The sequence below is a fragment of the Ectopseudomonas toyotomiensis genome (genome assembly GCF_900115695.1).
Classification (GTDB): Bacteria; Pseudomonadota; Gammaproteobacteria; order Pseudomonadales; family Pseudomonadaceae; genus Aquipseudomonas; species Aquipseudomonas toyotomiensis.
This window is the reverse complement of the sequence record NZ_FOXK01000017.1, coordinates 12,668-38,136: the sequence shown is the minus strand read 5'-3', so window position 1 is coordinate 38,136 and position 25,469 is coordinate 12,668. Positions and strand designations below refer to the sequence as shown.

Below are 25,469 nucleotides of genomic sequence, written 5' to 3'. Positions count from 1 at the left end.
ATAGTTACTCTGCAGAGCATCCATTATTCAATCGAAATGACTTAGACGATTCTGTGCCCACACCCACTCCTGACCTGGAGCACAGAACATGTCCCGCCTCTCTCAAGCCGCCCGCAACGGCGCCCTCGCTGCCATCGGCCTGTACCTGGTCAGCACCTCGACGGTGCTGGTCGTGAGTTACGCCACCTTGCAGCCAAGCACTCCAACCTTTGAACAACCAGGCCCACTGCAAAGCCTGATCACTTATTTGCCCGCCCTGCTCGGCGCGCTCTCGCAGGGATGAGGGAACGGCCATGATCAGAACCCAACGCACTCGCCTGCTGATGCTCGCCAGTCTGTCCCTGCTGACCACCCTGCTCGCGCTCGGCGGTATTGGCAAAAGCTCGGCCGGTGCCGTGGCGCGCAATATCGAATGCAGCCACAAACTGGCTCACCACCTGGACCTGGCCGAGAGTCTCAAGCGGCAACGTAGCAGCCCACCGCCAAGCAGAAGCGAAAAGCTCTCGTCTTACTTCGTGCTCACCCAGCAGGCATGAAAAAGCCCGGAAAACCGGGCTTTTTCATGGACCGAATCAGGCTCAGGCCTTGCTTTCCTTGCCTTGAGCGACAAAGCGCATCATCCACTCAGCCACCGCACTGCCCTGTTGCGAATGCTTGAGGCTGTCCACGCCCTGCTGATAGACCTGCTCACCGAGATGCTGCTGGCGCAGATCGAGCAATGCCCGCGAGTAGTCGTGAACGAACTCTGGATGCCCCTGGAAGCACAGCACCTGATCCTCGATGTGGTAGGCGCCAATCGGGCAGAAGTCACTGGAAGCCAGCAGCGTGGCCTTCTCCGGCAGGCGGGTGACCTGATCCTGGTGGCTGATCAACAGTTGCAGTTCGTCCAGAGCCGGGGTCATCCACTCGGGCTTGCCTGCCAGACGATAACTGTGCACGCCAACGCCCCAACCCTGTTCGGCACGCTCGGCCTTGCCGCCAAGCAGCAGCGCCAGCAGTTGATGGCCAAAACAGATGCCCAGCAGCTTGTCGCCGCGCTTGTAGCGCTCGAGCAGATACTCCTTGAGGGTCTGAATCCAGGGATCGCTGCCAAAAGAATCCGCCTTGCTGCCAGTCACCAGATAGGCATCGAATTTCTCGCTATCGGGCGGATAATGCCCTTCCACCACGTTATAGACACTGAACTCTGCCGTGACCGGCTGTTGAGCGAACAGCTGCTCGAACATGTGGCCATAGCCCTGGTACTGGTCGACCAGTTCGGGGCGGAGGATGTCAGTTTCCAGGATGCAGATACGCAGTGACATGAGGTTTCCTGTGGTGAACACGCGGGCGGGTGATTTGTGCGTTTTTCTTAACACATCATGTAGCCCAATGAAATAGCGCCATCACCCTGGACACCGACAGAAGTGCCGCATACCAGGCTCTGAGAGGAACCTGACTCTCGTCAAGAAAATTTGACAACCTGCCGAACGCGCCCCGGCGGGCGCCGTTAGCGCATGAGCGAGCCAAGACGTCAGGCCCCACCGAGCGACCGGATTGATTAAAAAATGCTCAACAGGTCACAGCCCAAGGCCCTATGAACGACGAACGGCTGATCAAAAAATGAACTACAGCGCTTACCATTGCTCTCATAGTCGTGGGCCTTCCCCCGGCTCGAGCACGACCCCTGTCCATCGCTCCATCGCCCCCCGAATCTGGAAGATTCCTTGACTGCAAGAGATTGCGTCGGTGGTTTGCTATTGCCCAGATAAAAGAGGTTTTCTGCAGTTCATAATTACCAGAAAGTGATTAGCGATCAGTAACCACACAAAAAACAAAGTCAGTGCCAATTAAATATGCTCTGACGCATGGCTATTTTTATTTATTTTTTGCAGAGTCCGAGGTATCTACATGGACCTTTACACCCTTCTAATTTCCGCAATCCAAAACAAAGAAGCAATGGAACTATTACGTCTAGGGATCATTTATATACACCTCATCGCCTGTTGCGTTGCCATTGGCTTGATACTAACCAGCGATCTCGCCATGGTTAAGCAGCTGCTTAAAGGTGAAGGCGCCAAACAGTGTCGCGAACATCTGGCACATCTGAAAAGCGTGGTCGGCATCTCACTTATCGCCCTATGGATCAGTGGCATCGCCATCATTGCGCTAGACGCGTCCAGCGCCGGCATGCAGTACTTTATGAACCCCAAACTGCAGGCCAAGATCAGTATTGTCGTGCTATTGACCCTCAATGGCATGGTCTTGCACAACTCGATACTACCAGCGCTGCAAAAAACCGGGTCTTTGCTCAAGCTGTCAACGAACATGCGTCACCTGGCCATTTTTTCTGGCGCACTGTCTGGTGTTTCCTGGTTCTACGCGGCCCTTCTCGGCGTTGGCCGGCCGCTGGCCTGGAAGTATTCACTGGCCGAACTAACGGTAGCCTATCCCCTTATGATTATCGGCGGCACCGTGGCTATGCTGGCACTCACCAACTGGTCAATGAACCGCAGCGAAAGGCATCATCATAGTTGGATGCAGAGCAACTACGCTCTGGCCACTCGCTGATATAAAAACATGAACAGGGATGTTCATAACCCCCGGCAATAACTTAACCCTCATATGACCGTTCACCACGCAAACATTGGTTTCCCGCCAAAGGCTGCCGCGTAGCGTCTTATCAGCACGCTCGATAGTCATCATAAATACCTTTCACTTCTGCAGCGGCTGCGCCTGCCGGATGATTTCGTCATCGGGCCCTGCCCACTTGCACAGAAGGAAATCGATCATGAGCATCTACGCCGCACTCGCCAGCTTTGCCGCTGCATCCGCCTTCCAGACCGCCGCCCCGGCCCGTACCGAGCAGGTTGCCCCCGCAGCCCGCGACGTTCGTCCGAGCTGATACAAGCGCAGGAGAGCAGCCATGCACAGCCAACTCAGCCATGACGCCTACGGCGTCACCTATGTCCACATGCAAGACGGCGGCCTGCAGTTCGAAACCGAAGCCGCCCTGCAACTCGATGACGGCAGCATGCTGACCCTGCGCATGCCGACCCGACACAGCGAGATGCTGGCGATCCACGAGGCCGTGTGCATTCGCCAGGGCTGGTGCCAGGCGGCGTGAAGTCGCGATGGTCTAGACTCCTCCAGGTATCTTCAACGGAAAGAGGAACCAGACCATGCGTACACGCAACCTGATCGCCCTGCTCGCAGGCAGTTTCCTGTTGGCTGGTAACGCCTTGGCAGATCGCCCCGGCAGTGACTGGATCAGCATCGAGGACGCCCTGAGCAAAGCCCGTGCAGCCGGTTATACCGAACTGCACAAGATCGAAGCCGACAATGATGGCTACTGGGAAGGCGAAGGTCTGAAACAGGATGGCCGCCTCTACGAGTTTCGCATCGACGGCAAAAGTGGTCAGGTGATCCGCGACCAGTTGGAAGACTGAGCAAAATGGAAACGGCCCTTGCGGGCCGTTTCTGCTTGTGCGGCAGACGCGCTCTCGATGCGCACGGCGCACCCTACGCAGCTCGCCTGACTTTTCACCTCAGAAGGTTTCGCCCTTGGCCGCCTTCTCCAGCAACAACGCTGGCGGCAGGAAACGCTCGCCGTACTGCTCGGCTAGGTACTGCGCACGGGCGACGAAGTCCTTCACCCCGTACTGGTTGATGAATTGCAGTGCACCGCCAGTCCAGGCGGCGAAGCCGATGCCGAAGATCGAGCCGATGTTGGCGTCGGCCACCGACTTCAGTACGCCCTCTTCCACGCAGCGCACCGTCTCGATGGCCTGGATGAACAGGATGCGGTCGCGCACGTCCTCCTGCGAGATCTGCGCATCGGCCTTTTCGAAACGCTCCTTGAGCTCGGGCCACAGGTGCTTCTTGCCACCCGCCGGGTAATCGTAGAAACCACTACCGGCCGCCTTGCCCGGACGCTTGTACTCATTGAGCATCAGATCGATCACGGCAAAGGCCGGGTGCTCGGGGATGGATTTGCCCTCGGCCGCCAGATCCTTGATGGTCTGCTGGCGGATGTGATTCATCAGGCTCATCGACACTTCATCGCTGATCGCCAGCGGGCCAACCGGCATGCCGGCCTTGCGCGCTTCGTTCTCGATCATCGCCGCGCTGACGCCTTCACCAAGCATGGCCAGGCCTTCGTTGGTGAAGGTGCCGAACACTCGCGAGGTGAAGAAGCCACGGCTGTCGTTGACCACGATGGGCGTCTTCTTGATCTGCATGACGTAATCGAAGCCACGCGCCAGTGTCTCATCGCTGGTCTGCTCGCCACGGATGATCTCCACCAGCGGCATCTTGTCCACCGGGCTGAAAAAGTGCAGGCCGATGAACTTTTCCGGTTTGGCCACGGCAGTGGCCAGGCCGGTGATCGGCAGCGTCGAGGTATTGGAGGCGATCACCGCGTCGCTCAGCGCCGCGGCCTCGGCGGCAGCGGTGACCTTGCCCTTGAGCGCACGATCCTCGAACACCGCTTCGATGATCAGGTCACAGCCCTCGAAGTCCGCCTCGCTATCGGTGGCCTTGATCAGCGCCAGGAAGGCTTCGCGCTGCTCGGCGCTCATATGGCCCCTGCCGACTTTCTTGTCCAGCAGCTTGGCCGAGTAGGCCTTGCCCTTCTCCGCGGCTTCGACGGAAACATCCTTGAGCACCACTTCGATGCCGGCCGCTGCCGATACGTAGGCGATACCAGCGCCCATCATGCCGGCACCCAGCACGCCGACCTTTTTCGTCTGGGTTTTCGGATAGCCCTGCGGGCGCGAGCCGCCGGCGTTGATCTCGTTCAACTGGAACCAGAAGGTGCCGATCATGTTCTTCGCCACCTGACCGCAGGTCAGTTCGGTGAAGTAGCGCGCCTCGATGATCTGCGCGGTGTCGAAGTCGACCTGCGCGCCTTCTACGGCGGCGCACATGATCTTCTCCGGCGCCGGGAAGCAGCCCTTGGTCTTGTCGCGCAGCACGCTCGGGGCGATGGCCAGCATCTGCGCCACGTTCGACGAGCTCGGCGTGCCGCCGGGGATCTTGTAGCCCTGCACGTCCCAGGGCTGCTTAGCGGCCGGGTTGGCGGCGATCCAGGCACGCGCTTTGGCCAGCATCTCGTCACGGTCGCTGGCCAGATCGTGGATCAGGCCGGCCTTGTGCGCCACGTCCGGGCGCACCTTCTTGCCTTCGGCCAGGTACGGCAGCGCTTTTTCCAGGCCAAGCAGACGCACCATGCGCACCACTCCGCCACCGCCCGGCAGCAGGCCGAGGGTGACTTCCGGCAAGCCGAGCTGCACATGGCTCTCGTTCAGCGCGATGCGATGGTGACAGGCCAGGGCGATTTCCCAGCCGCCGCCCAGCGCTGCGCCATTGATGGCCGCGACCACGGGCTTGCCGAGGGTTTCCAGGCGTCGCAACTGGCCCTTGATCTTCAGGATCATCTCGTAGAAGCCCTGGGCCTCGGCCTGGGTGACCTTGATCAGTTCATTGAGGTCACCGCCGGCGAAAAAGGTCTTCTTCGCCGAGGTGACGATCACCCCGGCAATCGAGTCCTTTTCGGCCTCCAGGCGGTCAACAATCTGGCCCATGGCCTCGCGGTACACCGCGTTCATGGTATTGGCGCTCTGGCCGGGCATGTCCATGGTCAGGACGACGATATTGTCCTGGCCTTTTTCGTAACGGATGGCGTCAGTCATTTTTCTTATCTCCGCCTCAAACTCTTTCGATAATCGTTGCGATACCCATGCCGCCGCCGACGCACAAGGTGGCGAGGCCATAGCGCAACTGACGCTTCTCCAGCTCATCGAGCAGCGTGCCGAGGATGGCGCAACCGGTGGCGCCCAGCGGGTGGCCCATGGCGATGGAACCGCCGTTGACGTTGACCTTGCTCTCGCTGACGCCCATGTCCTTCATGAACTTCATCACCACCGAGGCGAAGGCCTCGTTGACCTCGAACAGATCGATGTCGTCGATGGACAGCCCAGCCTTGGCCAGCGCCTTACGCGTGGCCGGCGCAGGGCCGGTGAGCATGATGGTCGGGTCGGTGCTGGTCACCGCCGTGGCGACGATGCGCGCGCGCGGCTTCAGGCCCAGCTCCTTGCCCTTGGCCGCGGAGCCGATCAACATCAGCGCCGCGCCGTCGACGATGCCCGAGCTGTTGCCGGGCGTGTGCACGTGCTCGATACGTTCGACATGGCTGTAGACGCGCAGCGCGGTGGAGTCAAAGCCCATCTGCCCCATCATCTCGAAGCTGGGCTTGAGCTTGCCCAGGCCTTCGAGGGTGGAGTCGCCACGGATGAATTCGTCATGGTCGAGCAGCACGATGCCGTTCTGGTCAGCCACCGGAATCAGGGATTTTCCGAACGAACCATCAGCGCTGGCGCGCGCCGCTTTCTGCTGCGAGCGCAGGGCGAAAGCATCGACATCGGCGCGGCTGAAGCCCTCGAGAGTAGCGATCAGGTCGGCACCGATACCCTGCGGCACGAAATTGGTATGGATGTTGGTTTCCGGGTCCATCACCCAGGCGCCGCCGTCCGAGCCCATGGGCACGCGCGACATGGACTCCACGCCACCGACCACCACCAGATCCTCGAAGCCGGAGCGCACCTTCATCGCTCCCATGTTCACCGCCTCCAGGCCCGAGGCGCAGAAGCGGTTGAGCTGCACGCCGGCGACACTGACGTCCCAGTCCGCGACCATCGCGGCAGTCTTGGCGATATCGGCGCCCTGATCGCCCACGGGCGTCACGCAGCCCAGCACGATGTCGTCCACCTGGCTGGTATCCAGATCGTTGCGCGTTTGCAGGGCATTGAGCAGGCCGGCAATCAGCTGAACCGGCTTGACGCTGTACAGCGCGCCGTCCTTCTTGCCCTTGCCACGCGGTGTGCGCACCGCATCGAAAATATATGCTTCGGTCATGGCGTCCTCGGAGACTGATACGGCGCTGGCGGAACATCACAGACCGGCCGCGCCTGTTCTTATTGAGCCTGACTACCATAGCGCTGGTACATCAGCGCTCAATGACCTAAGCGCTCAGCACCATTGACCGCTGAGCTCAGACGAACGGTCCTTTGCTCGAATTGACAGCTGCTGGGGCGAGCAAGCTGTCTGCCTCAAGGCCTGCATTGTTGCGGAGGTCCTCGTACATAGCCTCAGCTTCCTAACAGTACTTCGTTAGCAACCAAACCATCTAAGGAAGCTGTGACGCCAGCCCTAGAGTTACCTCCACACCCGTTCAAAAAAACGGGTACAGGGAGCCGTCGCCGGGTCATGCCGGGACGGTGAATCAGAGTAACGCCCAGGTGTGACGCAGCGACTGTCAGACAGTGATGCAGGCGCCCGACGCCACTCCCATAACAACAAAAGGCATGCGGCCATGTTCAAACAGCCGAAATATCGCCAGGCTGGCGTAATACTTTTCGCCACGGCAATCATCCTGATCCTTCCCAATCTGACCCGTCTGGTCAGCTGACTTTATACTTCCCCGCTGCTGTGCCGACGCCGTGGTGCGCTCAGTGCAGGGCGGGCGCTTGCTTGTGGACGACGTGCTGACTTCGGGCAAAGATAGGCAAAAGCCCCCTGCCCTGGAGCCGGACATGCGTTTTCTCATCTTACTGAGCGGCCTGCTCACCTTTCTTAGCGCCCAGGCTGAAGAAATCGATCAAGCTGCCGCTCTGGCCACCCTGCAACGGGCCGACAGCCTGCTGATCGACGTACGCAGTAGCGAAGAATTTTCCGCTGGAGCCCTGCCTGGCGCCATTCGTATCGGCCATGACGAGATCGCTGCGCAGATCGCCAGCATCGCACCGGACAAGGACAGTCCCCTAGTGCTCTATTGCCGCAGCGGCCGACGCTCGGGACTGGCCAAGCAAAGCCTGGAGAACCTGGGTTACCGCCAGGTGATCAATGCCGGCGCTTATGACGATCTGCTACCTCTGCTGGAGGCCCAGGAGTGAGAGCTCTGCTGCTTGCACTGTTGGTTCTGAGCGGCACAGCGCAGGCTGCGCAGCTCGAAATACATCTGAGCGGCGGACAACGCAATTGGAGCAGCAGCGAGTTGCTCAGTCATCCGCAGGCACGTGACATCCAGATAGACGAAGACGTGAGTTACAAGCAGCCCATGCGTTACCGAGCGGTGCCCATAAGCGCCCTGCTGGACGGCGTAACCGCTGGCGACCACCTGCAGGCCGTGGCCCTCGACGGCTTTGCTGCCGAACTGCCGGCCGCCACCCTGCTGGCTCGCGAGGGTGCCAAAGCGTGGCTGGCCATCGAGGATCCGCAACGCCCCTGGCCACCGTTGGCCAAGCATAAGCCCAGCGCCGGTCCCTTCTATCTGGTCTGGACCGATCCGGCCGCCAGCCAGATCGGCCCGGAGCAGTGGCCCTTCCAGGTCGCCCGGATTCGCCAGCTCGCCACTGTTGAACAACGCTTCCCTGCCTTGCTGCCGGCAGTGGACGCCAGCGCCGAAATCCATGCCGGCTTCGCCCTGTATCAGAAGAACTGCATGGCCTGCCACCGACTCAATGGCGCTGGCGACTCCGAGTTCGGCCCGGACCTGAACATTCCGCACAGCCCGACCGAATATTTCACCGGCGACTTCCTGCGCCAGTACATCCGTGCCCCACAAAGCCTGCGACGCTGGCCGCAGGGGCGCATGCCGGGGTTTAGCGAGCAGGTGCTCAACGCCATGGAACTGGAGCAACTGATCGACTATCTGCAGCATATGGCGCAGCGAAAGAGTTCCCCGGTGCCTGACGGCACCTAGCCTGTAGGAACGACTCAGGTAAGGCGCGCTGGGCGCACCGGCGCTTTCACCAGGCGCCTGGTGCGCAAATGGCGCACCCTACGGCACGCGCCTATCGGTACATCACTGCTGACGCACCTGCAGCAGCGGCGCCACTTGCACCTGCGCATGCATCTGCTCGCAACCACCGCCTCGGCGCATGCCACGCACCGGGCAGGCATCGAGGTAATCCAGGCCGACTGCCAACTTGAGGTGGCGCTCCGGGCGCGCCAGGCAATTGGTCACGTCGAAGCTGTACCAGGCGTCCCCCACCCAGGCCTCGGCCCAGGCGTGGCTGGCCAGGTGCTCGGCATCGTCGGTGTAGAGATAGCCCGACACATAGCGCGCCGGCACACCGAGACTGCGCGCGCAGGCGAGGAAGGCATGGGTATGGTCCTGGCAGACGCCACGACGACCGGCGAAGGCCTCGGCGGCACTGGTGTCCACCTCGGTGATGCCTGGCTGGTAGGCGATATGCGCGTTGAGCGCATGCATCAGGTCGATCAAGCCATTGCGATCCGTACGTGCCTTGCTCTGCTGCGCGGCGAATTCGCGGATGGCGTCGTCGGCCTGAGTCAGGCGGGTGAAACGCAAAAACGGTAGCGCCGAATGACGCTCGTGCTCGGCTTCGCAGGTCTCATCGATTTCAACCTGGCCGCGGGCGCCGATGACGATGGATTCGTGCGGCTCGTCCAGGGTCAGCACATGCAGGATGTTGCCGTAGGGGTCGAGCTGGGCATGCACCGGGCGCGGCAGGTCGAGCTGCCAGCTGAGCACCTGCTGGCGCTCGCTGTCGTGCGGGGTCAGACGCAGGTACTGGATGCTGGCGCGTACCTGATCATCGTAACGGTAGGTGGTGGCGTGACTGATCGAGAGTCTCATGCGACCTCCAGGTAGGACGTATGGATGGTGTTGCCCAGCTGGCGTACCAGCAGGATGAAGTCGGTGAGCCAGGCGTGCAGGCCTTCGTCGAGCACTTCGTCGATGCTGGTGTAGCGCAGTCGCGCATCCAGTTCGGCGGCCAGACGCTGTGCCGGACGACCGTTCTCTCCGGGTAGACCCGCGAGCATCAGGTTCAGTTCTTCCATGCAGGCACGCAGCGAGCGTGGCACGTCCGGACGTAGCAACAGCAGTTCGGCGACCTTGCGCGTGCGTGGCGAGCCGCGATAGCTCTCGGCGAAGGCCTCGAACGAGGACAGCGCGCGCAGCAACGCACTCCATTGGTAGTAACTGCGCGCCGTGCGCTCCTCCAGCTCGTCGATCTCCTCGCCAAGCATTTCGTAGCGCGCATCGAGCAGGCGCAGGGTGTTGTCGGCACGCTCGATGAAGGTGCCCAGGCGAATGAAGCGATAGGCCTCGCCACGCATGATGGTACCGAAGGTGGCGCCACGGAACAGGTGCGAGCGCTCCTTGACCCACTCGCAGAAGCGGCTGATGCCGTAGCGGCCCAAGCCCTGCTCGGCGATACCGCGCATCTCCAGCCAGGTGGCGTTGATGTTTTCCCACATGTCCGCGGTGATACGCCCGCGCACCGCATGCGCGTTGCTGCGCGCAGCTTGCAGGCAGCAGTAGATGCTGCCGGGGTTGCTCGCATCGAGAGCAAAGAAGTGCAGCATACGCTCGCCGTGCAGCGGGCCGTGGCGCTCCAGGTAATCGTCCAGGGTGCCGGTGATCAACAGCGGCATGGCCAACTCATCGAGGCCATCGCCACGACCGTCCTGCGGCATCAGTGACAGTGAATAGCTGACGTCGAGCATGCGCGCCAGGTTCTCGGCACGCTCCAGGTAGCGAGACATCCAGTACAGATCGGAGGCAGTTCTTGAAAGCATACTCAGTCCTCCACCACCCAGGTGTCCTTGGTACCACCGCCTTGCGACGAGTTGACCACCAGCGAGCCTTCGCGCAGTGCCACGCGCGTGAGGCCGCCAGGCACCAGGCGGGTTTCGCGACCGGTCAGGACGAACGGGCGCAGATCGATATGGCGCGGGGCGATGCCGCGTTCGACGAAGGTAGGACAGGTCGACAGGCACAGCGTCGGCTGGGCGATATAGGCCTCCGGCTTGGCCATCAGCCGCGCGCGGAAGTTCTCGATCTCGGCCTTGCTCGCCGCCGGGCCGACCAGCATGCCGTAGCCGCCCGAGCCTTGAGTCTCCTTGACCACCAGTTCGGACAGGTTGGCCAGCACGTGGGACAGCTCCTCCGGCTTGCGACACTGCCAGGTAGGTACGTTCTTGAGGATCGGCTCCTCGTCCAGATAGAAGCGGATCATGTCGCCGACATAGGGGTAGATCGACTTGTCGTCGGCCACCCCGGTGCCGATGGCGTTGGCCAGCACCACGTTGCGTGAGCGATAGGCCGACAGCAGGCCCGCGACGCCGAGCATCGAATCGGGATTGAAGGCCAGCGGGTCGAGGAAGGCATCGTCCAGACGGCGATAGATCACGTCCACCTGCCGCGCACCGGCGGTAGTGCGCATGTAAACCTTGTCGTCACGCACGAACAGGTCAGCGCCTTCCACCAGCTCCACGCCCATCTCGCGGGCGAGGAAGGCGTGTTCGAAGTAGGCGCTGTTGAAGCGGCCCGGCGTCAGCACCACCACCGTGGGGTTGTCCAGCGGGCTGGAACTCTTCAGCGCATCGAGCAACAGGTTCGGGTAGTGGTCCACCGGCGCCACGCGCTGAGCGGCGAACAGCTCGGGGAACAGGCGCATCATCATCTTGCGGTCTTCGAGCATGTAGCTCACGCCGCTGGGGGTGCGCAGGTTGTCTTCCAGTACGTAGTAGCTGCCGTCGCCGTCACGTACCAGATCGACCCCGGCGATATGCGCGTAGATGTCGCGGTGCAGGTCGAGGCCCTGCATGGCCATCTGGTAGCCCTCGTTGGCCAGCACCTGCTCAGCCGGAATGATGCCAGCCTTGATGATGCGCTGGTCGTGGTAGAGGTCGGCGAGAAACAGGTTGAGCGCCTGTACGCGCTGGATACAGCCGCGTTCGACAACGCGCCATTCGCTGGCAGGGATGGAGCGGGGGATGATGTCGAAGGGAATCAGGCGTTCGGTGCCCTGATCATCCCCGTAGAGAGTGAAGGTGATACCGGCGCGGTGGAACAGAAGGTCGGCTTCTCGTCGGCGCTGGGCCAGCAGATCGTCCGGCGTTTCTGCCAACCAGCGGGCAAATTCGCGGTAGTGCGGGCGGACAGCGCCGCTCGCGTCGTACATCTCGTCATAAAAGGTGCGGGCCATGCCGTACTCCTTGTCACCCGGACTTGCAGCATCCTCTGCAAGGCCCGAGCCAGCGAAATTAATCCTTTAATTTCAAATAGATACCAACAACACCCAAACAAAAAGCACCGAAATGGTGCGACGCAATGTTTCTGTCATGAGACGCCGCCCCATTGCGTGGCACAGCAAAAACTCACTGGCCATCGCAGCGCGCGGTGAAGGCAAAAAGCCTGCAGCGCCGCCCTGCAGTGGCCCCGGACACTTAGCTGTCACATTGCGTGACCGACCGGTCAAGCGCAACCGCTTTTGCAGCGACGACACGACGAACAAGTATCGGAATGAATGTGCATCAAGAGACGCAGCGGTCAAGTGGACGAAGCTCTTTCTCAGCCTGCACCAAGATAAGCAGCGATCGCTCCGACTGCCGCCTGGAGGTGCTGTTGATGGCTGAAGCCGGATGCCTTCAATGGGTTTAAGTCATGATCGGCAGCCTGCAACCAGTGCAGCTCAATGGCCGCTGAAAGCTCGTAACCTTCAACGGTTTCCCTATTGCCCAATGCATCGCGCTCCCCCTGAATGATCAGCGTCGGCGTACGCAGCTCGGCGAGATGGGCCACGCGCGGTTTTTCCGGCTTACCGGTGGCATAGAAGGGATAGCCGAGACAAACGAGCGCAGAGGCGCCGAACTCGTCAGCCAGCAGACTGGCCATGCGCCCGCCCATGGATTTACCGCCGACGGCCACGGGCCCTGCGACCCGTTGGCGCACCTGGGCATGTACCTCGCGCCATTGCTGCAGCAGTTGCGCCTGAGGATTGGGCGGGCGCTTGCGCCCGTCCGCCCGCCGCTGCGCCATATAGGCGAACTCGAAGCGCACCACGCGCACGCCGCACACCGCCAGGCCCTCAGCCATGGCCTGCATGAACGGACTGTCCATCGGCGCACCGGCACCGTGCGCCAGGATCAGCGTGCCAGACGCTGCCTGCGGCGGTTCGTCCCACAACCAGGGTAGTCCCTGCTCACATTGACCGGCGTCAATAAACCCAGATGGCCCTTTGCTCATGCTTGCCTCGCGTCGATATCCGTGGTGTCCGTGGCTTGCTCATGCCTGCGGCCGCCACGGTTATCGGCCGCTCTGCCATAACCGTGGATGGAAGCCCAGACATGAACACAACAACCCGTTCCGCCTACAACTACAGGGTGGTTCGCCAGTTCGCCATTATGACGGTGGTTTGGGGCATCGTCGGCATGGGACTCGGCGTATTCATCGCTGCCCAGCTGGCCTGGCCCGAACTGAACCTGAACCTACCGTGGACCAGCTTCGGCCGTCTGCGTCCGCTGCATACCAATGCGGTGATCTTCGCCTTCGGTGGCTGCGCCCTGTTCGCCACCAGCTACTACGCGGTGCAACGCACCAGTCAGACCACGCTGTTCGCGCCCAAGTTGGCTGCTTTCACCTTCTGGGGCTGGCAACTGGTGATCCTGCTCGCGGCCATCACCCTGCCCCTGGGCTGGACCAGCTCCAAGGAATACGCCGAACTGGAATGGCCGATCGACATCCTGATCACCATCGTCTGGGTGTCCTACGCCATCGTCTTCTTCGGTACGGTGATGCAGCGCAAGGTCAGCCACATCTACGTGGGTAACTGGTTCTTCGGCGGGTTCATCCTCACCGTGGCCATCCTGCACGTGGTCAACAACCTGGAAATTCCGGTCACCCTGACCAAGTCCTACTCACTGTATGCCGGTGCCACCGATGCGATGATTCAGTGGTGGTACGGCCATAACGCCGTGGGCTTCTTCCTCACCGCTGGTTTCCTGGGGATGATGTATTACTTCGTGCCCAAGCAGGCCGGTCGCCCGGTCTACTCCTATCGCCTGTCCATCGTCCACTTCTGGGCGCTGATCGCGGTATACATCTGGGCCGGCCCGCACCACCTGCACTACACCGCCCTGCCGGACTGGGCGCAGAGCCTGGGCATGGTGATGTCGCTGATCCTCCTGGCACCCAGCTGGGGCGGCATGATCAACGGCATGATGACCCTCTCCGGTGCCTGGCACAAACTGCGTACCGACCCGATCCTGCGCTTTCTGGTGGTGTCTCTGGCCTTCTACGGCATGTCGACCTTCGAAGGTCCGATGATGGCCATCAAGACCGTCAACGCCCTGTCCCACTACACCGACTGGACCATCGGCCATGTGCACGCCGGCGCCCTCGGCTGGGTCGCCATGGTGTCGATCGGCTCGCTGTATCACCTGATTCCCAAGGTGTTCGGCCGCGAGCAGATGCATAGCCTGGGTCTGATCAACAGCCACTTCTGGCTGGCCACCATCGGCACCGTGCTGTACATCGCCTCGATGTGGGTCAACGGCATCACCCAGGGCCTGATGTGGCGCGCAGTGAACGAGGACGGCACCCTCACCTACTCCTTCGTCGAAGCGCTGGAAGCCAGCCATGTCGGCTTCGTGGTGCGGGTGATCGGTGGCGCCATCTTCTTCGCCGGCATGCTGCTGATGGCATGGAACGTCTGGCTGACCGTACGCAGCGCGAAATCCATCGAGATGGAAGCCGCTGCGCAGTTCTCGGTAGAAGGAGCCCACTGATGAAACACGAGATTCTCGAGAAGAACATCGGCCTGATGGCCCTGGTGATGATCCTGGCGGTCAGCATCGGCGGCCTGACGCAGATCGTCCCGCTGTTCTTCCAAGACGTCACCAACGAACCGGTCGATGGCCTCAAGCCTTACACCGCGCTGCAGCTGGAAGGCCGCGACATCTATATCCGTGAAGGCTGCGTCGGCTGCCACTCGCAGATGATCCGTCCGTTCCGCGCCGAGACCGAACGCTACGGCCACTACTCCGTCGCTGGTGAAAGCGTCTGGGATCACCCCTTCCTGTGGGGCTCCAAGCGCACCGGCCCGGACCTGGCTCGCGTCGGCGGCCGCTACTCGGACGAGTGGCATCGCGCCCACCTGTACAACCCGCGCAACGTCGTGCCGGAGTCGATCATGCCCGCCTACCCCTGGCTGGTGGAGCAGAGCCTCGATGGCAAGGACACCGCCAAGAAGATGAGCGCCCTGCGCGCCCTAGGCGTGCCCTACAGCGACGAGGATGTCGCCGGTGCCGGTGACGCTGTCAAGGGCAAGAGCGAGATGGACGCCCTGGTCGCCTACCTGCAGGTGCTTGGCACCGCCGTGAAGAACAAGAGGTGAGTGCCATGTTCGAGCTTATCGATATCGGCACCCTGCGCGGCCTAGGCACTGCGCTGGTTTTGATCGCCTTCACCGCCGTCACCCTCTGGGCCTACAGCGGCAAACGCCGCGATGCCTTCGCCGAAGCGGCCAACCTGCCCTTCGCCGATGAGCCCAAGCCCGCCGTTTCGAGGACCCAAGCATGACCACCTTCTGGAGCTGGTACATCACCCTGCTGACCGTCGGTTCGCTGGTCGCGCTGTTCTGGCTGATCTTCGCCACCCGCAAGAGCGAAGTGCACAAGAACCCGACCGAGCAGACCATGGGCCACGCCTTCGATGGCATCGAGGAATATGACAACCCACTGCCCAAGTGGTGGTTCATGCTGTTCCTCGGCACCCTGGTGTTTTCCGTTGGCTACCTGCTGCTCTACCCGGGCCTGGGCAACTTCAAGGGCCTGCTGCCGGGCTACGAGAATGGCTGGACCCAGGTCAACCAGTGGCAGCGCGAGATGGGCCGTGCCGATGAGCTGTACGGCCCGATCTTCGCCAAATACGCCGCCATGCCCATCGAGGAAGTGGCCAAGGACGAACGCGCGCTGAAGATGGGCGGACGCCTGTTCGCCTCCAACTGCTCGGTCTGCCATGGCTCCGACGCCAAGGGCAGCTACGGCTTCCCCAACCTGACGGACAACAGCTGGCGCTGGGGTGGCGAACCGGAGACCATCAAGACCTCCATCATGCATGGCCGCGTCGGCGTGATGCCTGCACAAGGCCCGATGATCGGCGAAGATGGTGTGCGTAACGTCGCGGCCTACGTCCTCACCGAACTGGGCGGTCGCGACCTTCCGGAAGATGCGCAGGCCGACGTCGCCGCCGGCAAGCAGATCTTCACCACACTCTGCTCCGCCTGCCATACCCCTGCCGGCACCGGCATGGCAGTGATGGGCGCGCCGGATCTGACCCAGCCCAGCGCCTTCATCTACGGCAGCAGCTTTGCCCAACTGCAGCAGACCATTCGCTATGGTCGCAGCGGCAACATGCCGGCGCAGGGTGACTTCCTCGGTAACGACAAGGCTCACCTGCTGGCCGCCTACGTGCTCAAGCTGAGCCAGGGCGAAAACAAGTAACCCCTGCTTTACCGGCGACCGAATCACGGTCGCCGGCCCCTCCTTATAAGTGTGCGACCCAGTGTCGCACCTGCCGACCAATAGCCCTGCAATTTCCTTGAACTGGGCTAAGCTGCCTTTCAGTCGCCATCCGTCACAACTCTAAGGCGATCCTTTCTTAGCGCTGCGCAAACTGGTTGCGCAAAAAGCTGCCAGAGCTGTTTCCGAGGCCGTTGCGAACGGCTCGCGGAAGGCCCTGAAACCCTATTCGCGTCGGCACGTTGCGTTGCAATGGCTACCTGCTTTCTCCATACTTGCCGCCGATTTTTGCCCCATAAAACTCCATTAACCGTGGAACCCCTAGCATGAGCACAGCAATCAGTCAGACTGCTTATAACTATAAGGTGGTCCGCCAGTTCGCCATTATGACGGTGATCTGGGGGGTCATTGGCATGGGTCTAGGCGTGTTCATCGCCGCACAACTCGTGTGGCCGGAACTCAACCTAAACCTGCCGTGGACCAGCTTCGGCCGTCTGCGCCCGCTGCACACCAACGCGGTGATCTTCGCCTTTGGCGGATGCGCGCTGTTCGCGACCTCGTATTACGTGGTCCAGCGTACCTGTCAGACGCGCCTGATCTCCGACGGTCTGGCTGCCTTCACCTTCTGGGGCTGGCAAGCGGTCATCGTCCTGGCGGTGATCACCCTGCCGATGGGCTACACCAGCTCCAAGGAATACGCCGAGCTCGAGTGGCCGGTCGATGTCCTCCTGGGGATCGTCTGGATCACCTACCTGCTGGTGTTCTTCGGCACCATCGTCAAGCGCAAGACCAAGCACATCTATGTGGGCAACTGGTTCTTCGGTGCGTTCATCCTCGTGACCGCGATGTTGCACATCGTCAACAGCGCCGCCATGCCGGTAAGCCTGTTCAAGTCGTACTCGGCCTATGCCGGCGCGACCGACGCGATGATCCAGTGGTGGTACGGCCACAACGCCGTGGGCTTCTTCCTGACCACCGGCTTCCTGGGCATGATGTACTACTTCGTACCCAAGCAGGCCGAGCGTCCGATCTATTCGTATCGTCTGTCCATCGTGCACTTCTGGGCGCTGATCACCCTGTACATCTGGGCCGGCCCGCACCACCTGCACTACACCGCTCTGCCGGACTGGGCACAGTCCCTGGGTATGGCCATGTCGGTCATCCTGCTGGCCCCGAGCTGGGGCGGCATGATCAACGGCATGATGAGCCTGTCCGGCGCCTGGCATAAGCTGCGCACCGACCCGATCCTGCGCTTCCTGGTGGTGTCCCTGGCGTTCTACGGCATGAGCACCTTCGAAGGTCCGATGATGGCCATCAAGACCGTCAACGCCCTGTCCCACTACACCGACTGGACCATCGGCCACGTGCACGCTGGCGCTCTCGGCTGGGTAGCGATGATTTCCATCGGCTCGCTGTATCACCTGATCCCGAAAGTCTTCGGTCGCGAGCAGATGCACAGCATCGCCCTGATCAACACCCACTTCTGGCTGGCCACCATCGGTACCGTGCTGTACATCGCCTCGATGTGGGTCAACGGCATCACCCAAGGCCTGATGTGGCGCGCAGTCAACGAAGACGGCACCCTCACCTACTCCTTCGTCGAAGCGCTGGAAGCCAGCCATGCGGGCTATGTCGTACGCATGATCGGCGGCGCCTTCTTCGTCGCAGGCATGCTGCTGATGGCCTACAACACCTTCCGCACCGTGCGTGCCGCCAAGCCGGCTGAATACGAAGCGGCTGCGCAGATTCCCGCCGGAGTAGCTCACTGATGAAACACGAAATCATCGAGAAGAATATCGGCCTGATGGCGCTGCTGATGGTGATTGCCGTCAGCATCGGTGGCCTGACCCAGATCGTCCCGCTGTTCTTCCAGGACGTCACCAACGAGCCGGTGGAAGGCCTCAAGCCCTACACCGCGATGCAACTGGAAGGTCGCGATATCTACATCCGTGAAGGCTGCGTCGGCTGCCACTCGCAGATGATCCGTCCGTTCCGCGCCGAGACCGAGCGTTACGGCCACTACTCCGTCGCTGGTGAAAGCGTCTGGGATCACCCCTTCCTGTGGGGCTCCAAGCGCACCGGCCCGGACCTGGCTCGCGTCGGCGGTCGTTACTCGGACGAGTGGCATCGCGCCCACCTGTACAACCCGCGCAACGTCGTGCCTGAGTCGAAGATGCCCGCTTACCCATGGCTGGTGGAGAACAAGCTCGACGGTCGCGACACCGCCAAGAAGATGGAAGTCATGCGTGGCTTCGGCATTCCCTACACCGACGAAGATATCGCCGGTGCTCGTGATGCCGTGAAAGGCAATACCGAAATGGACGCGCTGATCGCGTACCTGCAGGTTCTCGGCACTTCCATCAAGAACAAACGGTAAGACGCTATGGACATCGGGATGATTCGCGGCATCGGCACGGCGGTGGTCTTCATCGCCTTCATCGGCGTGGTGCTCTGGGCCTACAGCAGCAAACGCAAATCGAGCTTCGACGAAGCAGCCAACCTGCCCTTCGCCGACGATCCCAAGCCCGAGTCCAAGCGCGATCAAGACTCTTCCAGGAGCAATAACCAATGACCACGTTCTGGAGTTGGTACGTAACCATTCTGTCTCTGGGCACCATCTTCGCCCTGACCTGGCTGATCTTCGGCACCCGCAAGGGCCAGCGCCAGGAAACCACCGAAGAAACCGTCGGCCACAGCTTCGACGGCATCGAGGAGTATGACAACCCGCTGCCGAAGTGGTGGTTCATGCTGTTCGTCGCCACCATCATCTTCGCCCTCGGCTACCTCGCCCTGTACCCAGGCCTGGGTAACTTCAAGGGCCTGCTGCCTGGCTACGACTACGTCGACAGCGAAAAAGAAACGCCTTTCGCTGCTGGCGTGCAGATCGCTGACGGCTCCATGCGTCACTCCGGCTGGACTGGTGTGCATCAGTGGGAAAAGGAAATGGCGCGCGCCGATGAGCAATACGGCCCGCTGTTCGCCAAGTACGCCGCCATGCCGATCGAGGAAGTCGCGCAGGACCCGCAAGCCCTGAAAATGGGTGGCCGCCTGTTCGCTTCCAACTGCTCGGTGTGCCACGGTTCCGACGCCAAGGGCAGCTACGGCTTCCCCAACCTGACCGACACCGAATGGCGCTGGGGCGGCGAGCCGGAAACCATCAAGACCACCATCCTCAAGGGTCGCCAGGGTGCCATGCCGGCTCAAGGCCCGGCCATTGGCGAAGACGGTGTACGCAACGTCGCCGCCTACGTCCTCACCGAGCTGGCCGGTCGTGAGCTGCCGGAAGGCGTGGAAGCCGATATCGAAGCGGGCCAGAAGGTCTTCGCCGGTACCTGCTTCGCCTGCCACGGTGCCGACGGCAAGGGCACCCCAGCCATGGGCGCGCCCAACCTGACCAACCCGGCAGCGTTCATCTACGGCAGCAGCTACGCGCAACTGCAGCAGAGCATTCGCTACGGCCGTCACGGCAACATGCCGGCCCAGGAAGAATTCCTCGGCAATGACAAGGTGCACCTGCTGGCTGCCTACGTGTACAGCCTGTCGCACAAGGCACAAGAGCAGTAAGCACAGGCGACTCTTTTGACAAGGGTCAATGAACGCCCGGGTCGCGACCGCTGGTCGCACCCGGGCGTTGTCTTTCAGGCGTACCATATAGCTACCGTGAACTGACCCTGACCGGCACGTATCGGCCCGGGCTGCCAACCAACCGCTTTGGTATGCATTGATGAGCGAACAGATTCCCGTCCAGGACGTCACCCCTCCTTCTGCCAAGAATGCCAGCGTCGATCTCTACGCCAGCCGCGAGAAGATCTACACCCGCGCGTTCACTGGCCTGTTTCGTAATCTGCGACTCGCTGGCGGCGCCCTGCTCTTCCTGCTGTTCTTCGGCACCGTCTGGCTGAACTGGGAAGGTCGCCAGGCCGTGTGGTGGAACCTGCCGGAGCGCAAGTTCCATATCTTCGGCGCCACTTACTGGCCGCAGGACTTCATGCTGCTGTCCTGGCTGCTGATCATCTGCGCCTTCGGCCTATTCTTCATCACCGTTTTCGCCGGTCGCGTCTGGTGTGGCTACACCTGCCCGCAGAGCGTGTTCACCTGGGTGTTCATGTGGGCCGAGAAGGTCACCGAAGGTGACCGCAACCAGCGTATGAAGCTGGACAAGCAGCCCATGAGCAGCGCGAAACTCGGGCGTAAAGCGGCCAAGCACGGTATCTGGGTGGGCGTCTCGCTGCTCACAGCCATCACCTTCGTCGGTTACTTCACGCCGATTCGCGAACTGGTCATCGAGATCTTTACCGGCCAGGCCAGCGGCTGGGCCTATTTCTGGATCGGCTTCTTCACCCTCGCCACCTACGGCAACGCCGGCTACCTGCGTGAACAGGTATGCATCTACATGTGCCCTTACGCGCGCTTCCAGAGCGTGATGTTCGACCAGGACACCCTGATCGTCTCCTACGACCCGCGCCGTGGCGAATCACGCGGCCCGCGCAAGAAGGACGCCGACTACAAGGCCCAGGGCCTCGGCGACTGCATCGATTGCAAGATGTGCGTGCAGGTCTGCCCGACCGGTATCGATATCCGTGATGGCCTGCAGATCGAGTGTATCGGCTGCGCCGCCTGCATCGACGCCTGCGACGACATCATGGACAAGATGAGCTATCCCAAGGGGCTGATCAGCTACACCACTGAACACAACCTGTCCGGGCGCAAGACCCACCTGCTGCGCCCGCGCCTGATCGGGTACGCTGTCGCGCTGGTCGCCATGATCGGCCTGTTCGCCTGGGCCGTGGCCAATCGCCCATTGGTGGAGCTGGATGTACTCAAGGACCGCGTGCTGTTCCGTGAGAACGAGCGCGGCCATATCGAGAACGTCTACACCCTGAAGATCATGAACAAGGCGCAGCGCGACATGACCTACGTGATCACGGCCGACGGCCTCGACGGCCTGGTCTACGAGGGCAAGCGCGAAGTGCGGGCCCTGGCTGGCGAGGTGTATTCCTTCCCGGTCGAGCTGTCCATCGCACCGGAGAAGCTGCCGTCGAGCGCCAACAACATCGTCTTCCACGTACAATCGGCGGACGACCCCAGTATCAAGAACGACGCCGACAGCCGCTTCATCGGCCCAAGCGTCCGCTGACAACGGAAAACGCATGACCGAGCAAACCCCATCGCCAGTCAAACCCTGGTACAAGCAGTTCTGGCCCTGGTTCATCCTGTTCCTGCTGGGCTACTCGGTAGTGCAGGGCCTGACCCTGCTCACCATCGCCACAAAGAATCCTCCAGGGCTGATCTCCGACGACTATTACGATGTCGGCAAGGGCATCAACCAGTCGCTGGAGCGCGAGAAACTGGCCGAGCGCCTGCAATTGCATGGCGAGCTGGTGCTGGATAACACCACCGGCGTCGCCACCCTGTCGCTGGAGGGCAACAGCAGACCGCAGCAGATTGTGCTCAACCTGATCTCGCCGACCCAGCCAGAGCGCGACCGCCGCGTGATCCTGCAACCGACGGCTGACGGCCAGTACCGTGGGCAGATGGTCGATGAAATCAGCGGTCGCCGCTTCGTCGAGTTGCTCGGCCAGGAAGGCAGCCAGAACTGGCGTCTGTTCGAGGAAGAGAACATCACCGGCGGCCAGACCATCATGATCGGTGACAACCCCTCCTACTGACCCTGCCGATGCCCACCCCCACTCCTTGCTATCACTGTGGTCTGCCGGTGCCCGCCGGCAGCCAGTTCCGTGCCGACGTGCTCGGCCAGACCCGCGAAATGTGCTGCCCCGGCTGTCAGGCCGTGGCCGAAGCCATCGTCGCCGGTGGCCTGGAGCATTACTACAGCCATCGCAGCGAGAACGCAGCCAACCCGCAGGCACTGCCCGCCGCCCTGCCGGATGAGCTGGCGCTGTATGACCGCAGCGATGTGCAGCAGCCCTTCGTCCAGCACGAGGGCGAACTGAGCGAAACCCAGTTGCTGATCGAAGGCATCAGCTGCGCCGCCTGCGGCTGGCTGATCGAGAAGCACCTGCGCGGCGTGCCGGGCGTGGCAGAAGCGCACCTGAACCTGTCCAACCACCGCCTGCAGGTGCGCTGGCAGGACAGCCAGATCGCCCTGAGCAAGCTGCTTGCCGAACTGCGCCGCATCGGTTACGCCGCCCACCCCTGGCGCGCCGACGAGGCCGCCGAGCGCATGGCCGCGGAAAACCGTCGACGCATGCGCGAGCTGGGCGTGGCCGGGTTGCTGTGGATGCAGGTGATGATGGCGACCATGGCCACCTGGCCGGAATTCAACATCGACCTGTCGCCGGAGCTGGACAAGATTCTGCGCTGGACCAGCCTGTTTCTCACCACGCCCATCGTCTTCTACTGCTGCGGTCAGTTCTTCCGCGGTGCCCTGCGCGACCTGCGTACCCGCCATCTGACCATGGACGTCTCGGTCTCGCTGGCCATCGGCGGTGCCTACGTGGCCGGCATCTGGTCAACCATCACCGGCCAGGGTGAGCTGTATTTCGATGCAGTCGGCATGTTCGCCCTGTTCCTGCTCGCCGGGCGCTACCTGGAGCGCCGTGCACGAGAACGCACAGCCGCCGCTACGGCGCAGTTGGTCAAGCTGCTGCCGGCCTCCTGCCTGCGCCTGGACGCCGACGGCCAGAGCCAGCGCATCCTGCTCAGCGAGCTGCGCGAAGGTGAGCAGGTGCTGGTGCAACCCGGCTCGCTGATTCCCGCCGACGGGCGCATCCTCGCCGGCCAGTCCAGTGTCGACGAATCGCTGCTGACCGGCGAGTACCTGCCGCTGCCACGCGGCATCGGCGACAGCGTTACCGCTGGCACGCTGAACGTCGAAGGCCCGCTGACCGTCGAAGTGCAGGCGCTGGGCGATGCCACGCGCCTGTCGGCCATCGTGCGCTTGCTGGATAGGGCGCAAAGCGAAAAACCACGCCTGGCGGAAATCGCCGACCGCGTGTCGCAATGGTTCCTGCTGTTCATTCTGGTGGCGGCCGCCGCGGTCGGTTTCGCCTGGTGGGAGATAGACTCCAGCCGCGCCTTCTGGGTCGTGCTCGCCCTGCTCGTGGCCACCTGCCCCTGCGCCCTGGCCCTGGCCACCCCGACTGCGCTGACCACCGCCACCGGCACCCTGCACAAGCTGGGCATGCTGCTGACGCGCGGCCATGTGCTCGAAGGCCTAAACCAGATCGACACCCTGGTGCTCGACAAGACCGGCACGCTGACCGAAGGCCGCCTGACGCTCAAGGCCATCCATCCGCTGCGCGATCTCGACCAGGGCGCTTGCCTGGCGCTGGCGGCCGCGCTGGAGAACCGTTCGGAACACCCCATCGCCCGCGCGTTCAGCCAAGCGCCCCGCGCGGCGCAATCCGTCGACAGTCATCCCGGACAAGGCCTGCAGGGCCTGGTCGATGGCCGCCTGTTACGCATAGGCGAGGCCAGCTTCGTCTGCGCCATGAGCGGCCAGGCCGTACCGGCGATTGCCAGCGAGCACGGCCAATGGCTGCTGCTGGGCGACGAACAGGGCCCACTGGCCTGGTTCGTCCTCGACGACCGCCTGCGCGAAGATGCTCCCGATCTGATCGCCGCTGCGCGCGCACGGGGCTGGAACATTCACCTGCTCTCCGGCGACAGCTCGCCGATGGTGGGTGAAGTCGCCCGTCAGTTGGGCATCGATGACGCTCGGGGCGGCCTGACCCCGGATGCCAAGCTGGCCGTGCTCAAGCAGTTGCACGGCGAAGGGCGGCGCGTGCTGATGCTTGGCGATGGCGTCAACGACGTACCGGTATTGGCTGCCGCCGACATCAGCGTGGCCATGGGCTCGGCCTCCGACCTGGCGAAAACCAGCGCCGACGCCGTGTTGCTGTCGAACCGACTGAGCAGCCTGGTCGACGGCCTGAAACTGGCCAAGCGCACGCGCCGTATCATCATCGAGAACCTGGCCTGGGCGACGCTGTACAATGGCCTGGTACTGCCCTTCGCCGCCCTGGGCTGGATCACGCCGATCTGGGCGGCTGTAGGCATGTCGCTGAGCTCGCTGCTGGTGGTGCTCAATGCCCTGCGCCTGAGCCGCACCCCGAACACCTAGGAGCGAGCTCTGCTCGCGAAGAAGCGGTTCGCTCGCGACGCTCGCTCCTACTCAGATGCCCACTGGAGACCGCATGTCCGCCCTCTACATCCTGATCCCCGTCGCCATCGGCCTGGTCGGCTTCGCCATCTGGCTGTTCTTCTGGGCGGTGGACAGTGGTCAGTACGACGATCTCGACGGCCCCGCGCACAGCATTCTGTTCGACGACGAGGATCCGCTGCACAAGGCTGGCGTCGAGCAGGCCGAGGACCACAACAAGCCGGGCAAACCTGATGCTTGAGCTGGCACCGCTGTTGGTGTCGGCGCTGATTCTCGGCCTGCTCGGTGGCGGCCATTGCCTCGGCATGTGCGGCGGCCTGATGGGCGCGCTGACTCTGGCGATTCCCCCCGAGCAACGCGGCAGGCGTCTACAACTGCTGCTGGCTTACAACCTCGGGCGCATTCTCAGCTACAGCCTTGCAGGCTTGCTACTGGGCTTGGCCGGCTGGGCCATTGCCGGCAGCAAAGCCGAAGTGGCGATGCGCACAATGGCTGCCTTGCTGCTGATTGCCATGGGTCTTTATCTGGCCGGCTGGTGGAGCGGGCTGACACGCATCGAAGCACTGGGCCGCGGCCTGTGGCGGCATATCCAGCCGCTGACCCGGCGCTTCATGCCGGTCAGCAATCTGCCGCGCGCCCTGGTCCTGGGTGGTTTATGGGGCTGGCTGCCGTGCGGGCTGGTCTACAGCACCCTGCTGTGGGCCTCCAGCCAGGGTAATGCAGTCAACAGTGCCCTGCTGATGCTGGCGTTCGGCCTGGGCACCTGGCCGGTGCTGCTGGCCACCGGGCTGGCAGCAGAACGCATCACCACCCTGTTACGCAAGCGCGGCGTGCGCATGGCTGGCGGCCTGCTGGTCATCCTGTTCGGCATCTGGACCTTGCCCGGCCCACACCAGCACTGGCTAATGGGGCACTGAGCCATAACCGGATTGCACCCGGGCTACGCAGCGGCAACACGCCCGATGCCCCACGCGCCCTTGATTCAGGTCAAGGCCACCCCCTACGCGCATCCCTAGACTGGCCGCACAGC

28 protein-coding genes are annotated in these 25,469 nt (G+C 62.3%); 21 read left to right on the top strand and 7 right to left on the bottom strand.

Features of this window, described 5'->3' with window-relative positions; all coding sequences use genetic code 11:
• Positions 1-88 precede the first annotated feature (88 nt).
• Positions 89-283 (top strand): hypothetical protein, encoded by a 195-nt coding sequence (locus BM186_RS24890; RefSeq protein WP_074919065.1) that lies wholly within the window; start codon positions 89-91, stop codon positions 281-283.
• Between the two features lie 10 nt (positions 284-293).
• Entirely contained in the window at positions 294-536 is a 243-nt protein-coding gene (locus tag BM186_RS24885) for a hypothetical protein (RefSeq protein ID WP_074919063.1), read from the top strand.
• A 42-nt stretch (positions 537-578) separates the two neighbouring features.
• Here the strand turns inward: BM186_RS24885 and BM186_RS24880 are convergent, their stop codons facing one another.
• On the bottom strand, positions 579-1,304 hold the full coding sequence (locus BM186_RS24880; RefSeq protein WP_074919061.1) for an amidotransferase: 726 nt from the start codon (positions 1,302-1,304) through the stop codon (positions 579-581).
• 586 nt (positions 1,305-1,890) lie between these two features.
• Here BM186_RS24880 and BM186_RS24875 point away from each other — a divergent pair.
• The 4 genes from BM186_RS24875 (at position 1,891) to BM186_RS24865 (ending at position 3,428) form a co-directional block, all read left to right on the top strand.
• Positions 1,891-2,550 (top strand): hypothetical protein, encoded by a 660-nt coding sequence (locus BM186_RS24875; protein WP_074919059.1) that lies wholly within the window; start codon positions 1,891-1,893, stop codon positions 2,548-2,550.
• 220 nt (positions 2,551-2,770) lie between these two features.
• A complete protein-coding gene (locus BM186_RS27020; RefSeq protein WP_277425981.1) occupies positions 2,771-2,884 on the top strand; it encodes a PA2485 family small membrane protein in 114 nt (37 codons plus the stop codon).
• A gap of 21 nt (positions 2,885-2,905) precedes the next feature.
• Positions 2,906-3,106, top strand: a complete 201-nt coding sequence (gene ptrC / locus BM186_RS24870) for a type III secretion system co-regulatory protein PtrC (RefSeq protein WP_074919057.1) — start codon at positions 2,906-2,908, stop codon at positions 3,104-3,106.
• A 55-nt stretch (positions 3,107-3,161) separates the two neighbouring features.
• The gene (locus BM186_RS24865) at positions 3,162-3,428 is read left to right on the top strand and encodes a PepSY domain-containing protein (RefSeq protein ID WP_074919055.1); all 267 of its coding nucleotides are present in this window, start codon (positions 3,162-3,164) and stop codon (positions 3,426-3,428) included.
• Between the two features lie 99 nt (positions 3,429-3,527).
• Here BM186_RS24865 and BM186_RS24860 read toward each other — a convergent pair whose 3' ends face one another.
• Together BM186_RS24860 and BM186_RS24855 are read right to left on the bottom strand one after the other, a co-directional pair.
• Positions 3,528-5,672 carry a 3-hydroxyacyl-CoA dehydrogenase NAD-binding domain-containing protein gene (locus BM186_RS24860; RefSeq protein WP_074919053.1) on the bottom strand — a complete coding sequence of 715 codons (2,145 nt, stop codon included), beginning with the start codon at positions 5,670-5,672 and terminating at the stop codon, positions 3,528-3,530.
• Between the two features lie 16 nt (positions 5,673-5,688).
• Positions 5,689-6,894: an acetyl-CoA C-acetyltransferase gene (locus BM186_RS24855; protein WP_072424176.1), complete on the bottom strand. Its 1,206-nt coding sequence runs from the start codon at positions 6,892-6,894 to the stop codon at positions 5,689-5,691.
• Between the two features lie 677 nt (positions 6,895-7,571).
• Here BM186_RS24855 and BM186_RS24850 point away from each other — a divergent pair.
• Both BM186_RS24850 and BM186_RS24845 read left to right on the top strand, forming a co-directional pair.
• Complete coding sequence (locus BM186_RS24850; RefSeq protein ID WP_074919051.1) at positions 7,572-7,931, top strand: rhodanese-like domain-containing protein; 360 nt, start codon at positions 7,572-7,574, stop codon at positions 7,929-7,931.
• Positions 7,928-8,740 (top strand): cytochrome c, encoded by an 813-nt coding sequence (locus BM186_RS24845; RefSeq protein ID WP_074919049.1) that lies wholly within the window; start codon positions 7,928-7,930, stop codon positions 8,738-8,740. Before BM186_RS24850 ends, BM186_RS24845 begins: the two co-directional genes overlap by 4 nt.
• Before the next feature lie 102 nt (positions 8,741-8,842).
• On the opposite strand, the gene BM186_RS24840 is transcribed toward BM186_RS24845, so the two are convergent.
• From BM186_RS24840 to BM186_RS24825, 4 genes are all read right to left on the bottom strand, one after another.
• Positions 8,843-9,640 (bottom strand): transglutaminase family protein, encoded by a 798-nt coding sequence (locus BM186_RS24840; protein ID WP_072424179.1) that lies wholly within the window; start codon positions 9,638-9,640, stop codon positions 8,843-8,845.
• Positions 9,637-10,587, bottom strand: a complete 951-nt coding sequence (locus BM186_RS24835) for an alpha-E domain-containing protein (protein ID WP_072424180.1) — start codon at positions 10,585-10,587, stop codon at positions 9,637-9,639. The genes BM186_RS24840 and BM186_RS24835 overlap by 4 nt, the downstream gene beginning before the upstream one ends.
• A 2-nt stretch (positions 10,588-10,589) precedes the next feature.
• Positions 10,590-11,999 (bottom strand): circularly permuted type 2 ATP-grasp protein, encoded by a 1,410-nt coding sequence (locus tag BM186_RS24830; RefSeq protein ID WP_072424181.1) that lies wholly within the window; start codon positions 11,997-11,999, stop codon positions 10,590-10,592.
• A gap of 365 nt (positions 12,000-12,364) precedes the next feature.
• Positions 12,365-13,039 (bottom strand): alpha/beta family hydrolase, encoded by a 675-nt coding sequence (locus BM186_RS24825; protein WP_174892504.1) that lies wholly within the window; start codon positions 13,037-13,039, stop codon positions 12,365-12,367.
• Positions 13,040-13,140: 101 nt separating this feature from the next.
• Here BM186_RS24825 and ccoN (BM186_RS24820) point away from each other — a divergent pair, with 101 nt between their 5' ends.
• The 13 genes from ccoN (BM186_RS24820) to BM186_RS24760 all read left to right on the top strand — a co-directional run bounded on the left by ccoN (BM186_RS24820) (position 13,141) and on the right by BM186_RS24760 (position 25,356).
• Positions 13,141-14,580, top strand: a complete 1,440-nt coding sequence (ccoN, locus tag BM186_RS24820) for a cytochrome-c oxidase, cbb3-type subunit I (protein ID WP_072424183.1) — start codon at positions 13,141-13,143, stop codon at positions 14,578-14,580.
• A complete protein-coding gene (ccoO, locus tag BM186_RS24815; RefSeq protein ID WP_074919045.1) occupies positions 14,580-15,188 on the top strand; it encodes a cytochrome-c oxidase, cbb3-type subunit II in 609 nt (202 codons plus the stop codon). The genes ccoN (BM186_RS24820) and ccoO (BM186_RS24815) overlap by 1 nt, the downstream gene beginning before the upstream one ends.
• 5 nt (positions 15,189-15,193) lie before the next feature.
• The gene (locus BM186_RS24810; RefSeq protein ID WP_017677201.1) at positions 15,194-15,373 is read left to right on the top strand and encodes a CcoQ/FixQ family Cbb3-type cytochrome c oxidase assembly chaperone; all 180 of its coding nucleotides are present in this window, start codon (positions 15,194-15,196) and stop codon (positions 15,371-15,373) included.
• Positions 15,370-16,296, top strand: coding sequence for a cytochrome-c oxidase, cbb3-type subunit III (gene ccoP / locus BM186_RS24805; protein ID WP_074919043.1), 927 nt, complete (start codon positions 15,370-15,372; stop codon positions 16,294-16,296). The genes BM186_RS24810 and ccoP (BM186_RS24805) overlap by 4 nt, the downstream gene beginning before the upstream one ends.
• 344 nt (positions 16,297-16,640) lie before the next feature.
• Entirely contained in the window at positions 16,641-18,083 is a 1,443-nt protein-coding gene (gene ccoN, locus BM186_RS24800; protein ID WP_017677203.1) for a cytochrome-c oxidase, cbb3-type subunit I, read from the top strand.
• Complete coding sequence (gene ccoO, locus BM186_RS24795) at positions 18,083-18,691, top strand: cytochrome-c oxidase, cbb3-type subunit II (protein ID WP_017677204.1); 609 nt, start codon at positions 18,083-18,085, stop codon at positions 18,689-18,691. The genes ccoN (BM186_RS24800) and ccoO (BM186_RS24795) overlap by 1 nt, the downstream gene beginning before the upstream one ends.
• A gap of 6 nt (positions 18,692-18,697) precedes the next feature.
• Positions 18,698-18,886 carry a CcoQ/FixQ family Cbb3-type cytochrome c oxidase assembly chaperone gene (locus BM186_RS24790; protein WP_017677205.1) on the top strand — a complete coding sequence of 63 codons (189 nt, stop codon included), beginning with the start codon at positions 18,698-18,700 and terminating at the stop codon, positions 18,884-18,886.
• Positions 18,883-19,878: a cytochrome-c oxidase, cbb3-type subunit III gene (gene ccoP, locus BM186_RS24785; RefSeq protein WP_072424186.1), complete on the top strand. Its 996-nt coding sequence runs from the start codon at positions 18,883-18,885 to the stop codon at positions 19,876-19,878. Before BM186_RS24790 ends, ccoP (BM186_RS24785) begins: the two co-directional genes overlap by 4 nt.
• Positions 19,879-20,038: 160 nt before the next feature.
• Positions 20,039-21,451 (top strand): cytochrome c oxidase accessory protein CcoG, encoded by a 1,413-nt coding sequence (ccoG, locus tag BM186_RS24780; protein WP_074919041.1) that lies wholly within the window; start codon positions 20,039-20,041, stop codon positions 21,449-21,451.
• Between the two features lie 13 nt (positions 21,452-21,464).
• On the top strand, positions 21,465-21,983 hold the full coding sequence (locus BM186_RS24775; RefSeq protein ID WP_072424188.1) for a FixH family protein: 519 nt from the start codon (positions 21,465-21,467) through the stop codon (positions 21,981-21,983).
• Between the two features lie 8 nt (positions 21,984-21,991).
• Positions 21,992-24,400 (top strand): heavy metal translocating P-type ATPase, encoded by a 2,409-nt coding sequence (locus BM186_RS24770; RefSeq protein ID WP_074919039.1) that lies wholly within the window; start codon positions 21,992-21,994, stop codon positions 24,398-24,400.
• A gap of 73 nt (positions 24,401-24,473) precedes the next feature.
• Positions 24,474-24,680 carry a cbb3-type cytochrome oxidase assembly protein CcoS gene (ccoS, locus tag BM186_RS24765; RefSeq protein WP_017677210.1) on the top strand — a complete coding sequence of 69 codons (207 nt, stop codon included), beginning with the start codon at positions 24,474-24,476 and terminating at the stop codon, positions 24,678-24,680.
• The gene (locus tag BM186_RS24760; RefSeq protein ID WP_074919037.1) at positions 24,673-25,356 is read left to right on the top strand and encodes a sulfite exporter TauE/SafE family protein; all 684 of its coding nucleotides are present in this window, start codon (positions 24,673-24,675) and stop codon (positions 25,354-25,356) included. The genes ccoS and BM186_RS24760 overlap by 8 nt, the downstream gene beginning before the upstream one ends.
• Positions 25,357-25,469 lie beyond the last annotated feature (113 nt).

What these genes read in the sequence shown, in the direction of transcription:
- BM186_RS24890 (WP_074919065.1), top strand. Translation starts at nt 89, where the DNA reads ATGTCCCGCCTCTCTCAAGCCGCCCGCAACGGCGCCCTCGCTGCCATC.
- BM186_RS24885 (WP_074919063.1), top strand. Translation starts at nt 294, where the DNA reads ATGATCAGAACCCAACGCACTCGCCTGCTGATGCTCGCCAGTCTGTCC.
- BM186_RS24880 (WP_074919061.1), bottom strand. Translation starts at nt 1,304, where the DNA reads ATGTCACTGCGTATCTGCATCCTGGAAACTGACATCCTCCGCCCCGAA.
- BM186_RS24875 (WP_074919059.1), top strand. Translation starts at nt 1,891, where the DNA reads ATGGACCTTTACACCCTTCTAATTTCCGCAATCCAAAACAAAGAAGCA.
- BM186_RS27020 (WP_277425981.1), top strand. Translation starts at nt 2,771, where the DNA reads ATGAGCATCTACGCCGCACTCGCCAGCTTTGCCGCTGCATCCGCCTTC.
- ptrC (WP_074919057.1), top strand. Translation starts at nt 2,906, where the DNA reads ATGCACAGCCAACTCAGCCATGACGCCTACGGCGTCACCTATGTCCAC.
- BM186_RS24865 (WP_074919055.1), top strand. Translation starts at nt 3,162, where the DNA reads ATGCGTACACGCAACCTGATCGCCCTGCTCGCAGGCAGTTTCCTGTTG.
- BM186_RS24860 (WP_074919053.1), bottom strand. Translation starts at nt 5,672, where the DNA reads ATGACTGACGCCATCCGTTACGAAAAAGGCCAGGACAATATCGTCGTC.
- BM186_RS24855 (WP_072424176.1), bottom strand. Translation starts at nt 6,894, where the DNA reads ATGACCGAAGCATATATTTTCGATGCGGTGCGCACACCGCGTGGCAAG.
- BM186_RS24850 (WP_074919051.1), top strand. Translation starts at nt 7,572, where the DNA reads ATGCGTTTTCTCATCTTACTGAGCGGCCTGCTCACCTTTCTTAGCGCC.
- BM186_RS24840 (WP_072424179.1), bottom strand. Translation starts at nt 9,640, where the DNA reads ATGAGACTCTCGATCAGTCACGCCACCACCTACCGTTACGATGATCAG.
- BM186_RS24835 (WP_072424180.1), bottom strand. Translation starts at nt 10,587, where the DNA reads ATGCTTTCAAGAACTGCCTCCGATCTGTACTGGATGTCTCGCTACCTG.
- BM186_RS24830 (WP_072424181.1), bottom strand. Translation starts at nt 11,999, where the DNA reads ATGGCCCGCACCTTTTATGACGAGATGTACGACGCGAGCGGCGCTGTC.
- BM186_RS24825 (WP_174892504.1), bottom strand. Translation starts at nt 13,039, where the DNA reads ATGAGCAAAGGGCCATCTGGGTTTATTGACGCCGGTCAATGTGAGCAG.
- ccoN (WP_072424183.1), top strand. Translation starts at nt 13,141, where the DNA reads ATGAACACAACAACCCGTTCCGCCTACAACTACAGGGTGGTTCGCCAG.
- ccoO (WP_074919045.1), top strand. Translation starts at nt 14,580, where the DNA reads ATGAAACACGAGATTCTCGAGAAGAACATCGGCCTGATGGCCCTGGTG.
- BM186_RS24810 (WP_017677201.1), top strand. Translation starts at nt 15,194, where the DNA reads ATGTTCGAGCTTATCGATATCGGCACCCTGCGCGGCCTAGGCACTGCG.
- ccoP (WP_074919043.1), top strand. Translation starts at nt 15,370, where the DNA reads ATGACCACCTTCTGGAGCTGGTACATCACCCTGCTGACCGTCGGTTCG.
- ccoN (WP_017677203.1), top strand. Translation starts at nt 16,641, where the DNA reads ATGAGCACAGCAATCAGTCAGACTGCTTATAACTATAAGGTGGTCCGC.
- ccoO (WP_017677204.1), top strand. Translation starts at nt 18,083, where the DNA reads ATGAAACACGAAATCATCGAGAAGAATATCGGCCTGATGGCGCTGCTG.
- BM186_RS24790 (WP_017677205.1), top strand. Translation starts at nt 18,698, where the DNA reads ATGGACATCGGGATGATTCGCGGCATCGGCACGGCGGTGGTCTTCATC.
- ccoP (WP_072424186.1), top strand. Translation starts at nt 18,883, where the DNA reads ATGACCACGTTCTGGAGTTGGTACGTAACCATTCTGTCTCTGGGCACC.
- ccoG (WP_074919041.1), top strand. Translation starts at nt 20,039, where the DNA reads ATGAGCGAACAGATTCCCGTCCAGGACGTCACCCCTCCTTCTGCCAAG.
- BM186_RS24775 (WP_072424188.1), top strand. Translation starts at nt 21,465, where the DNA reads ATGACCGAGCAAACCCCATCGCCAGTCAAACCCTGGTACAAGCAGTTC.
- BM186_RS24770 (WP_074919039.1), top strand. Translation starts at nt 21,992, where the DNA reads ATGCCCACCCCCACTCCTTGCTATCACTGTGGTCTGCCGGTGCCCGCC.
- ccoS (WP_017677210.1), top strand. Translation starts at nt 24,474, where the DNA reads ATGTCCGCCCTCTACATCCTGATCCCCGTCGCCATCGGCCTGGTCGGC.
- BM186_RS24760 (WP_074919037.1), top strand. Translation starts at nt 24,673, where the DNA reads ATGCTTGAGCTGGCACCGCTGTTGGTGTCGGCGCTGATTCTCGGCCTG.